The 12,942-nt window shown below is 66.0% G+C and carries 1 protein-coding gene (only partly in view); it reads right to left on the bottom strand.

Annotation, left to right across the window (positions count from 1 at the left end; genetic code table 11):
* A protein-coding gene (locus tag EL266_RS09215; RefSeq protein WP_026427036.1) for an SDR family NAD(P)-dependent oxidoreductase crosses the window boundary here: on the bottom strand, window positions 1–12,942 show its 5' portion. The gene continues 519 nt to the left of window position 1, outside the view; 12,942 of the gene's 13,461 nt are visible here — the first part of the coding sequence; its start codon is at window positions 12,940–12,942; the stop codon falls past the left edge of the window.

Here is a 12,942-nt window from a genome sequence, read left to right as displayed (position 1 = left end):
GATCTCGATCGGGTCACCGAGGAGGGTTCCGCTGCCATGGGCCTCGAGGTAGCTGATACTGGCGGGACTCACGCCCGCCGCCGCGTATGCCCTGCGCAGCACCTCTTCCTGACCTTCGGCGCTCGGAACGGTCAGCCCCATCGTCCGACCATCGTTGTTGACGGCACTGCCCAGGATGACCGCACGAACGTTGTCACCATCGCGAATCGCGGTGTCGTACGGCTTGATGAGCAACAGGCCCGCTCCCTCGCCCAGAACCATGCCCTTGGCACGCTCGTCGAAGACGTAGCAGATGCCGTCGTCGGCGAGCACCTCGGCCTTGCTTAGTGCGATGTGCAGGTACCCGTCGACGAGCAACTCGATGCCGCCGACGATCGCCTGCTCACAGTCGCCTGCCAGCACCGCGCGGCAGGCATTGTGCACAGCCACCAGCGACGACGAGCAGGCCGTGTCGATCACCTGGGCGGGTCCATGCACGTCGAACGCGTCACACAAACGAGCCGCCATCATGTTCGGGATGGTGTTCACCACCATCTTCCTCTCGAACTCGGGGAGGAGACGGTCGGCAGTACGATTCACGTAGTTGCTTTCACCACCGCCGATGAACACCCCAGTGCGGGATCCCGCCAGCTCGGCGGCGTCGTAACCTGCATCGGCCCACAGTTCGTCGGCCAACTCCATGAGCATTCGATGCGTGGGGTCCATCGCAAGGGCGTCGGCCTCGGTGATTCGATATCGCGCCGCATCGAAGCCATAGATATCGTCCAGGAACCCACCCCAGCGTGAGTACGACCGCTGGGCGGCGGTCTTGTCGGCGCTGAAGAACCCATCCAGCGGCCAGCGATCGGACGGGATCTCGGTGACGACGTCTCGGCCATCGACCAGGTTCCGCCAATAGTCGTCCAAGGTGGCGGCGCCGGGGAAACGTCCCGCCATGCCGATCACCGCCAGGCGACCATCATGGCCCCCCACGCCTGCGGGGCGCGGCTCTGATGAACGGGACGGTGCCGACGACAATAGTCCCGCCTCTGGAGAACTGGACGGGTCCGACAGCGAGCGTTCCGTCTCGGGGACAGACCCTTCATGGGCCATGCCGCTGAGCGCCCCAGCCATGTCGCGGATCGTGGCTTGCTCGGCGAGCACGCCCGGTTCGACGATGACGCCCAGTTCCCTCTCGATCGCCTTCATCAGGGAGATCATCATGATCGAGTCCACGCCATAGTTGGTGATGTCCTCGTCGACGTCCATCTCCGAGACGTCCACCCTCAAGAAGTTCGCGACGACGCGCATCAGGGTGTCCTCATCGGCAGCCAGCGAGGCATCCGGTAGGTCTCGCGGCTGGTCTTCCACCAGGAGTTTTTCCCGAAGGGTCGACACGTCTCCGAAGGCCACCCCCACTCGGGTCTGGTTGGACAGGGTCGCCGCGTCGAAGACCTCCAGACCGACGGCGGTGGGCATCGGAGCCATCCCGAGGGTCTGGCGGAGCCGATCCACCACGTGACCAGGCACCGTCATCCCACCCTCCTGCCACAGCGGCCACGCGATGGACACGGTGTGACCGGAGCGTCGGTGGAGCTCAACCAGTTCCTCCCGTTGGCGTGCGAAGGCGTCGAGACGGCAGTTCGCGTAGGAGTAGTCAGCCTGCCCTGCGTTGCCCAACACCCCGGAGCACGAGGAACACAGGACGAACAGGTCTAGGTCGTCGCGTGCGGTGAGTTCATCTAGGACCTCGGCCCCGCGTACCTTCGGCTCGACAACATCAACCCAATCCGCATCGCTCTTTCGAGCCAGTGCCCCATCGCGAACCACGCCAGCCGCATGGACGAGGACATGGAGACCACCAAAACGGTCACGGGCACGCCCCAGGGCGGCGGCGGTCGCCACTCGATCCGTCACATTCGCGTCCTCGAGCATCACCGGCACCCCGAGCTGGCGGGCCCAACGCTCGCTTTCCGCGTCGGCCGGATGGCGGCCGATCAAGACCACACCAGCGACGCCGCGCCCCACCAAATGCTCGGCCAACAACCGACCGATCCTGCCTCGACCCCCCGTGACCACCGCGATCGCACCTTCGCGGAAGGGCCGACCGGACGGTGCAGGCAGCTCGATCTCGCGGAGGGACTGACGGAATCGGCCGTCCGCCCCATGCAGGACGACGACATCGTCGTCTCCTCGCGAGACCTCGTGACGGACCCGCTCCACGTCCGGGAGACCGTCCGTCTGGACCACCGAGACTGCCAGCTGCGGGTTCTCGAGTCGGGAGGTGCGGGCAAGTCCGGACAATCCCTCACTCACCGGGTCGCGCCGATCGGTGACGATCACAAGCCGTCCAGGATTTCTCTGGGCAACCAGGTCGCGGCAGGCGTGGAACACATCCTCGACTGTGGCCGTTCTCATACTCATATCCGCTTCCAGCATGTGTCTCAAACGAGAGGCCTCCCCGACGCACAACACCTGTACCGGGCGGTCCTTTTGCGCAGCTTCCCCCAGATCCCGGGGCACCCAACAGGGGGCGAAGGTGAGGACCCCATCGGTGGTCGAGGGATCGCCGATCGCCACCTCGGGGTCCCCGTAGCTACCGTCGGTCACGGGTGCCATCTGGCGCAGCGCCAGGTCATGGACGTCAACACACACGGCTCCGTCACCGTCCGTGATCCGAAGGTCGAAGCGGGGAACGTGACCGGCGCCCTGGCCTCTCCTGGTCGCATGGGCCCAGCCATTGGACGGAAGCGGCGCGTGGATCTGGACCTCCCCCATGCTGAAGGGCACGGACGGATTGCCGCTCGACTGGTCGACCAACGCCAGCAGTGTGTGCAGGGCCCCGTCGAAGGTGACCGGGTCCAGTATCCAGCCTCGCTGCTCGGACGCCGGCTGCGGTGCTCGGGTCCACCGGGCGAGAGCCTCGTCCGCCGCAGACCACACCTCATCAAGACACTGGAATGAGGAACCGTACTCCAGCCCGGATCCCCGGAGCCGTTCGTAGCATTGGGCCCCGGAGGCGAATGGCGTCAAACGGTCTCGGATGGCGGCAATCGGCAATGGCTGCTGGGGCTGCGCTGACTCGGACACGAGGCATCTGGCCCGCGCGTGGATCCCTTCGTCCGAAGTGAACTCGATCGACACCGTTCCGCCCGGTCCCGCGGACGCGGCGGACCGCAGCTCCACGGGCGAGGGACCAACTACCAAGGGCTTGGCCCAGATGAGGTCTTTCACCACGCTGATCGTTCCCCCCACGTGGAGACCCGCCGCGTAGCGGGCCAGTTCGAGGAAGGCAACCCCGGGGAGGGTACGGAAGCCATGAACCACGTGGTCTCGCAGGAAGAGTTCACCTCCTCGCAGGGTGGTTGTGAGGGTCCAAACTCCTTCCCTTTCGTTGACGCTGCCCGCGAAGGGATGCGTTGGTGGTGCGTCCGGAACTGTCCCAGCAACGGGTTCCGGCCCGCTGAACCAGTGGCGGGAGGGTTCGAACGAGTACGTCGGCAGCGACACCTTCCGCCCGGACATGTACGTGGACCAGTCGACGTCCTCGCCACGCAGCCAGTCCCTCGCGGCGGCCTCTTCGTCGCTGTCCCCGCTCCCGCCAACCAGGGTCTCTGCTTCCCGCCCGTCGGCAAACTGCTCGAGCTGCTCCACAAGCTCGTCGATGGAACCCACCACGACCGCGTAGCGGCGTGGGTGCGCTGCACGTCCCACCGCCAAGGTGTAGGCGACGTCGCCGAGGTCCACCGTGGCAGGCAAGCCCGCAGCGAGCTCGGCCACCGTGGTGTCAAGGCCCACGACAAGGCCGTGCGGCCTTGCCCCACACTGGGACCGCAGCCGCGACACCACCGACGCGATGGACGTCGCGTCAAGCCCGACGTCGCCCAAGGCGGTGTCCCCGTCCAACTCGGAGAAAGGCACTCCCAGACACTCGGCCAACACGACCCTGACCCTCTCCAGGCGTCGGTCGAAATCTCGCGACAGGAAGTCCGCCAGGTGCCTCGCGGATCGGCGAAGCTGCGCATCCGTGCGAGCGGAGAGCGTGACCACTCGAGGATCCCCGACTTCCCCCGCAGGTTCGCCTGCCGGTGGCTCCTGCCGGTGTTCCTCGACGACCACATGCGCATTCGCCCCGCCGAAGCCAAACGAGCTGACGCCGCCGCGACGCGGTTCGCCGTCGATGATGGGCGCCGGCCAGACCGTGGAGCGATCAACCACGGTGAAGGGGCTACCCTCCAGTTCCAAATAGGGATTTCGCGGCAGGGCATTGAGCGTGCCCGGAATGATGTGGTGGCGCAGCGCAAGGATCAACTTCACCAGACCCGCGATCCCAGCGGCCGGCTCCAGGTGACCGATCTGTGTTTTGACGGAGCCCAATCCGCAGGCACCGATCGCGGGGGCCCTTCCCGAACGGCGGGCCGACTCGTCAAACGCTGTCGACAGACCCTCGACCTCCACGGGGTCACCGAGCTCCGTTCCCGTACCGTGAGCCTCGATGTAACCGATATCTGCGGCGTCAACGCCCGCATCATCCCAGGCCGCCAGCAGGAGGTCAGCCTGCGCCCGGGGGTTCGGAGCACTAAATGAGTGGGCATGACCACCATGCCCGATTGCGGAGCCTCGTAGCACCCCCCAGACATGGTCGTTGTCCCGTATCGCCTGTGCCAACGGCTTCAGGGTCAGGACGCCGACGCCCTCTCCCCGCACATAGCCGTCCGCGTTGGCGCCGAAGGTGTGGCAGCGCCCACTGGGCGACGCCACGCCCATCTGGGTGGTCAGCACGTGGTATTGGGGCGTCAGCATCAGGCTGACCCCACCGACCAGCGCGATCTCCGTCTCACCCGATCGGAGCGACCGCATGGCACGGTGGACCGCCGTCAGCGCGCCGGAACAGGCGGTGTCCACGACCTCGCTCGGCCCACGCGCGTCCAACAGGTACGAAATGCGGTTCGCGAGCATGGAGTGTTCCACTCCGGTGCCAATCTGGGCTCGGCTGAGACCAGCCGAAGCGAGCAACTGTGCATACTCGTGGAACTGTGCCCCCACGAAGACCCCCAGCCGACGGCCCGTGATGGACTCGGGCATCCATCCCGCGTCCTCGATGGCCGCCCAAGCCGTTTGGAGCAGCAAGCGCTGTTGCGGATCCATCATCTCCGCCTCCAGCGGCGAGATCTTGAAGAAGCGTGAATCGAACTCATCGACTCCATCGATGAACCCGCCCCACTTGCTCACCGACCGCCCTTCCCGATCCCCGTCAGGCGAGTACCAGTCCCGCCAGTCCCACCGATCACGTGGAATCTCGACGATGGAGTCGACTCCCCCGACCAAGTTCCGCCAGTACTCCTCTGTGTTCTCGGCGCCCGGGAAGCGGGCTGCCATGCCGACCACCGCGATGGGCATGCTCGCGTCATCGCGGACGTCCATCACCGGGTTGACGGCAGCCACGTCGTTCGCCAAGCCGTCGGTGAGATCTCCCGGCCGGAGGTCACTGTGACCGTTTGACACAGGGGCGGGGGCATCACCGAGCAAGGAGTCGGTCGCGTCAGCGGGGTCTGCATCCCTTTCGGGAGCCCGGCTGGCGGGGGGTACCTCGATCTGGTCGCCGTGCTGGTCCACGAGGAGACGTAGCACCTCACCCATCGTTCCACACGCGAAGAACACGGTTGGCGAGACCGGAATCCCCAGCTCCTCTGTCAGCCGTCGCGCATGGGTCTTGAGCGAGACGGAATCAAAGCCGTAGTCCGCGAGGTCCGCCTCGAGGTCAATACGCTCCACCTCGATCCCGAGCGCCCGAGCAGTCGCATTGAGAACCTGCTCGCGTAGCGACTCGGACCCGGCAGTCTCCGGGCGGGCCGGCTCAGCAGCGCCACCCGTCGTGTCAACAGTGGGCAGGTGGTCGGCATCGGCTCGCGGTGCAGGCGCCGCGCCGTCGTGAACGGCCGGCATCACCACGGCCGTTGAGATGCCGCGGGCGAGGACGGTGTCGAAGATGGCAAGGCCCTCTGCCGTACCGAGTGGCACGACGCCAGACGCCTGCTGGTGGAGTCGCTGTCCCCCCGCTCGCATAGCGCCGTCCTCCCAGAAAGGCCAGTCGATCGATACGGTCGCGCCCCGTCGGGCGCCTTGGGCGCGCAGGTGATTGCGGTACTCGCAGAACGCGTCGAGGAATCGATTAGCGACACCGTAGCCGCCAAGCCCGAAGTCACCCAAGACCGCCGACGCCGACGAGAACAAGATTACCGAATCGAGGTCCTCGTCACGAGTGACCTCGTCGAGCACCTGGACGCCTTCGACCTTGGCCTTGAGGGCACTTTCGAGTGCCCGTTCATCCATGGCACTGAGGGGGCGGGAATCGAGGACTCCGGCCGCGTGGACGACGGCATGCACACCCCCGCGTTGCTGTCTGACGGACCGCACCACCTCGCGCATGGCCATCACGTCGCTGACATCGGCCTGCAGGTAGACAGCACTGGCGGCACCGGACGACTTCAGCGATTCCAAGTGTTCGCTCGTTTCCAGCGTGGGAGCCGAACGCCCCACCAGCACCAGGTGAGCCGCGAGGGTGGATGCCAGGTGCCGGCTCACGATCCGGCCGAGGGCCCCCATTCCCCCGGTGACGAGGCACACCGCTCCCCGACGGATGACGATGGGCTCGTCGGCGGCAGCCGGTGCCGCCAATTCGGGCACGAAACGGGCGCCATCACGACGCAGGACCTCGGGGTCGGAGGCCGCCCACTCGCTGACGGCATGGTCGACGCACTCACCGACAGAGGCGGCGCCATCGACCCGGAGAAGGGTGAAGGTCATTTCAGGCGCCACGAGAGCGGCGGAGTGCCCCACCGCCGCTGCAGCGTCATCGAAGGGCTGGGGAACGCTTCCTCGGCGAGTCACACACACCACGCGCCGCACTCGCGCCGAGGTCCGTCCGGCCGCGCCGACGAGGTGGAGCGAGGCCCCGAAGGCGGGGTCCACGGATGCGTCGGAACCGGCGTGCAGGGGCCACAGGTTCAGGACATCGATGGGGACGTCTCCGGCCTGCGCGGCCAATAGCTTGTCGAAGTCGCCCGCGCTGCGGGGGCTGATTCGCCAGCTCTCTCCCACGGGCACGAGCTCATCCTCGGAAGCCTGACCCACCAGGATGATGGGCGTCGAGGGCCAGTGTCGCCGGACCGCAGCTATGTCGCTTTCATCGCCCATCAGCAACAAGCGTCGAGGGGACTCGACGGATGATGGAGCAGGTTCTGGCCGCCACGCCGGCACCTTCACCTCGAAGTGCCTAGTCGAGTAGACGACGCTCCCTGCGGGCTCGCTTGGCCGTCGCTGGAAGTTGATGTGGTCGAAGCGGTAGGGCGGCAGGCTCACGGGGGGCGCGAGAGGCTCGCCGTGGAGTTCGGCCCACGGCACGTCCAGTCCGTCCACCCAGGCCCGCGCCAGCGGCTCGAGGCGTCGACGCCGGGCGAGATCCGCCAGGAAGTCGTGCCCGGCCCGGTCGCTGAACAACGAGGCAATCGACGACAGCTGCGCCATGGTCTGACCCGCGAAGACTGCCTCGGACTCGCCGCGTTGCAGATGCTCCCGAAGCCGGGTGACGAGCTCCGAAGTGCTGGACGCCAGCACGGCGACCCTGTGCCCATGCGCGGTGCGGTTGAGCTGGGTCGTACGGGCGATCGCCTCCAACTGCGGGGCGGCATCGCAATCTCCTCGTTCCACCCATTCGAGAAGCGCCTCCTCATTGCGGCGCAACGCCGTCTCGGTGTGGCCTGACACGACGACGACGTGTTCGAGGCTGCCATCGCGATCGGCGTGCTCTGGAGTCGGGGCCTCTTCGAGTAGGACATGCGCATTTGTGCCGCTCAGCCCGAATGCGCTGACCGTGGCTCGTCGTGGACCCTGTTCGGGCACCTTCCACGGCGTTGCTTGCTCGGGAAAGTAGAATGGGGACTCGTCCCAGACCATCAGATCGCTGGGCGTGTTGACATGCCACGTCGGCGGAATGGTTGCATGACGAAGCGCTTGGACGACCTTGATCACGCCGGCCACGCCTGCTGCCGCCGCGGCATGGCCCATGCTGGCCTTCACCGACCCAAGCGCACAGTAGGTGCGCGCGGCCGTGAATCGCCGATGCGCTGCGGTGAGGGATTCGGCCTCGACGGCGTCGCCGAGCCGCGTTCCCGTCCCATGCGCCTCCGCATATCCGATGCTCGTGACGTCAATCCCCGCCTGACGGTAGACCTCCTCCGCCAGGTCAGTCTGGGCTCGGGCGCTGGGCGCGGTGAATCCGTTGGACGCCCCGTCGTGGTTGAGCGCGGAACCGCGGATCACCGCGAGAATGCGGTCGCCACTCCGACGAGCCGCGCCAACCGTCTTGAGGACCAGGGCGCCGGCTCCCTCGCCGGGGACGAATCCGTCGGCGCGACTGTCGAAGGGACGACAGGCACCTGCCGACGAGAGCAGTGACATATTGCTCATAGCCACGTGGAAGCGCGCCGAAGGCATCACGAAGACGCCGCCCGCCAGTGCCATGTCGGTCTCGCCCGAGCGCAGGCTCTGCACCGCCAAGTGGAGCGCGACGAGCGAGGACGAACAGGCCGTGTCGATCGAGATGCTCGGACCATGCAGATCCAGAAGGTAGGAGATCCTGGCCGCCAGCACCGAAGAGTAGGAGCCCACCGTTGCGCCAGGGTCCGCGGAGGCGCCCTCCAGCTCGTTGAGCAGAGGCGTCTCATTTGCCACACACCCGACGTAGACGCCGCACTTCGTGCCCCCCAAGGACACCGGAGGATAGCCGGCATCCTCGAGGGCCTTCCACGCATGTTCGAGGAAGACGCGCTGCTGTGGATCTGTGATCTGCGCATCGCGACCCGACATGCGGAAGAAGAGCGGGTCGAAAAGGTCCGCATCGGGGATGAGCCCAGCCACCTTGCAGTAGGTGCGGTCGAGCCGGTCCGGATCCGGGTCATAGACGGCGTGGACATCCCACCGCTCGCGGGGAACCGGCCTCACCGAACAACGACCCTTCACGATGTTGTTCCAATAGGCTTCTGGATCTCGAGCGTCCGGGAACGTGCCCGACATTCCGATGATGGCGATGGGGTCATCGTCGGCCGCCGGGGGTTCCAGGCTCGCGTGGACCTGCCTCGCTGGTGTGACCAGTCCCACAGTTGGAGTTGGTGCCTCACGAACTTCCCAACTCCCAGGGTCCCACTCCACGCCGGAATTGCGAAGATGCTCGATGAGCTGATTGGGCGTCGAATGCTCGAAGAGAACCGAGGCACTCAACTGGGTCCCCAGCGCCGAGTTCAGGGTCGCAACAAGTTCCGGCGCGATGAGGGAGTCGACACCGAGCTCCGCGAAGGCGGTGTCCGCATCGACGCCGGCGACGTCCGCCTCAACTGCTTCCACCACGGAGCGCAGAACCGTCGCACGCAGCGCATCGGAACCGGACTGCCCATGGTCCCGACGACTCTGCGCTGCCTCTGGCGAGTCGACGCGATGGCCCGCGTCGTCTCGCCCTGGTGTCCGCCGCAGCTCTTGTCGGATCGACGCCAGCTTGGCGGCGACCATGACGTTCTGGGACACGCCGTACCTGCCCACCGTCGGCCCCAGAACGGTCGTGGGGCCGAACCCCCCGTCCGACAGGACGGAACTCCAGTGGGTGGCGTCCAGCAAGGGGGATTCGGGGATTCGCACCTCCGGGTCGCGGAACAGCCACCAGCCGTCGAGAAGCCCCGCCGCCATCGCATACACGTCGGGACAGCCGGTCAGCTCGTTGAGGACGAGGACTCCCCCTGGCCGCAACAACGAGTGCAGATTGCGCGTCGATTCACGAATGTCAGGCGTGGCATGGATGACGTTGGTGGCGATGACGATGTCGGCGTCGTCGTAGGCGAATCCCTGCTCACCGGGATCGACCGAGATGTCCAGCCGGGCGAAGTGGACGCTCGGAAAATCCTTTTGAAACTTTTTGGCTCCCCATGTACTGAAGGCCAACGAGAGATCCGTGTAGGCGTAGTCGATGCGGTCCTTCCACCGGTTCAACGCCTCCAGCACCGGCCGCGTGGTGCCCCCGGTGCCCGCCCCCACCTCGATCATCTTGATGGTGCGGCCAGCGGGGACCTTGTCGAGGATGTGCTGAACGCACTGCCAAGCGACCAAGTCATTGCACAGATCCGCCATCTGGTTGCCCGTGTAGAGACGGCTCATCGGCGTGTCACTGACCTTGGGGAACAGCACCTCGACCGAGGTTCGGGTGCCAGCAAGAATGTCCGGATAATGCTCGAAGCACAACGCCAACAGCGGCGTGTAGATGGCCGCTTCAACGAACTCTCTCTCGATGTCCTGCCGTCGCTCGTCCAGGGCTGCCATCGGCTGAGCGCTGGCGGTGATCTGCAGGTGATCGCCAGCGGTGCGCATGAACCCCTCGCGAACGAACATGCTGACGAGATGCTCGAAATGCTGTCGATGACGATCAATCACCTGGACGCTGTCTGCTAGGGCGTCCACGGTGTGCGTACTTCCCCGCGCCCAATCACCGGCCGCGTCCGCCAGGACCGCGAACAACGTTTGCATGGCCCACGCGGTCAACGCGCTGTGGGCACGCTCATGCTCGTCGAGTTCCCGGGCCGACAGCTCCGGCGCGACCGATGATCGCTCGGGCCCCGCATCGTGGGGCGCTGACGAGGCCGATTCCATATCCGTAGGACCGCCGATCCAGTAACGATGGTCGTCGAACCGATAACCGGGCAATGACAGTCGTTGCCAGTGGTCGCTGACGTGCAGTCGTTCGAAGTCGACTGTCGCACCACCGCAATAGCCACGGAAGACGTCGGTCAACTCGTCCGCCGAGATGTCGGGGTTGCCTGGGTCACTGCCCCCCTGTCGTTCGCCATCCAGCCGGCGGTCACCGCTCGACCAGAATGGCGCCATCCCGCCCTCCTGGGACAGCGCCTGCTCGATCTGGAGGCGGAGCGTGCGACAGTCGTCCACAACAAAAGCGCGCCGACGAGCATGGTGCTGGCGACCGACCTGCAAAGTATAGGCGACGTCGCCCAGCGCGGCGTCATGGGTCGCGAGCCATTCCGCCAAGGCAGCGAGGTTCCCCCTCAACGCCTCGTCAGTCCTCCCCGAGACAGGGATCAGCTGCGGACGCTCACGACCGATCGAGCGACGAGCTGGTTTGAACTGCTCGAGGATCACATGCACATTCGTGCCATTGAAGGCGTAGGCGTTCACTCCCGCTCGCGTCGGCAACTCGCCGTCGGACGCCAACCGCGTCGGGGTCGCTCCGAGGACGAACGGCGAATCATGCGATGACAGGTGCCGATGATCAGCCTCGCCCCCGACCCATCCGGGGGCCTCGCCGCGACGGAAGGAGGCGAGCACCTTGGCCACTGCGGCCATGCCCGAGGCAGCCACCGCATGCCCCAGGACGCTCTTGGTGGACCCGAGAACGCAACTGTGAGGCGTAGCTCCCAGCTCGGTCAACGCCGCCGTGAGGGCAGAGAGCTCCGCGCTGTCGCCCACAGGCGACCCGGTGCCTTGCGCTTCCATGAGGCGTACGCTACGCACATCGGTCTCGCTGTCGCGGTATAGTTCGACGATCATGTCACGCATGGATCGGGTGACTGGCGCCATGATGGACGGTGCGCGTCCGTTATGGCTCATTGCGCTGGCTCGGACGATCGCGTAGACGTGATCGCCGTCGGCCAGCGCTGACGGCAAGGGCTTCAGGACGAGCACTCCCACACCATCCCCGAGCACCATTCCGTCGGCGTCTTCGCGGAAGGGACGACACCGTCCGCTGGTGGACAGCAAACCCGCCTCTGCAGCAAGCGCCTGGAACCGCGGCGAGGTCACGAACACTCCGGCAACGATGGCGAGCTCGCACTCTCCACGCCGAATGCTTTCCGAGGCCATGTGGAGCACCGCCAAGGACGAGGTGCATGAGTCGTCCACCGTCACGCAGGGGCCCCTCGTGTCGAACCAGTGGGCGAGCCGACCGGACAAGACGGACATCTCGTTGCCGAGCAACGCCTGGGAAGAAGGCCCGTCCACCCCAACGACCTGATCCTCGTAGCCGCCTACCTTCGCTCCGACGAAGACCCCCACACGGTCACCTGCCAAGGAGGCCGGATCATGCCCGTAGTCCTCGATTGCGTGATAGGCCTCTTCGAGCAGCAGACGCTGCTGGGGATCCATCCTGCGCGCCTCACGAGCGCTGATGCCGAAGAACGGCGCATCGAACCGGTCTGGGGTGGAGATGAACCCGGACGGAGCCTGGTCGCAACGCCAGGTGATCGAGCCCTCATTCCTGGCGTCAGCCCCCCACAAGGCCGCCTCGAGCGCGTCGACGTTGTCGAGATCCGCGAATCTCATGGACTGACCGACGATCGCCACGGGCACCGTGGCTTCCTCAGCTGGCGTCGAATCGGATGTGAAGTCGACGAGTCGGTCGTCAGGCGCGGGCATGGAGAGCAACGACTCGATGTGCCCCGCGAGTTGCCCGGGAGTGACGAAGTCAGAGATTGCCTCGGCGCTGAGGCTGATCCCCAACTCGTCGTTGAGCGCATCGACCAAGTCGGCGGAGTACACCGAATTTAGCCCCAAGTCCGTCCATGTTCGGGCCGGGTCCCAAGGGCCGACATCCTGCCTCAAATGCACCTTGGCCAGTCGTTCGACGACGTCAAACAGGGAATCACGGACGGGGGACATCGTCATGCGGTCAGCCGAAAGCAGCTCCTCGGCGGCCATGGACAGCCCAGCCAAGGTCGGATGGTCGTAGATCGCCTCGGCACCGAGGGTGAGGCCGTACTCGGCGTTGATCTCGTCTACGAGATCAACACCAAGGACCGACGTCAACCCCTGTTCTGCCATGGGTAGCGACGGGTCGATCTCGGCCTCGTCGCCGTTGGTGATGTCAGCAAAGAGGGAAAGCAATCGAGCAAGGACGGGGGTGGGAGTCAC

Source organism: Actinomyces slackii, assembly GCF_900637295.1.
GTDB lineage: Bacteria > Actinomycetota > Actinomycetes > Actinomycetales > Actinomycetaceae > Actinomyces > Actinomyces slackii.
This window is presented reverse-complemented; position numbering and strand designations above follow the sequence as displayed.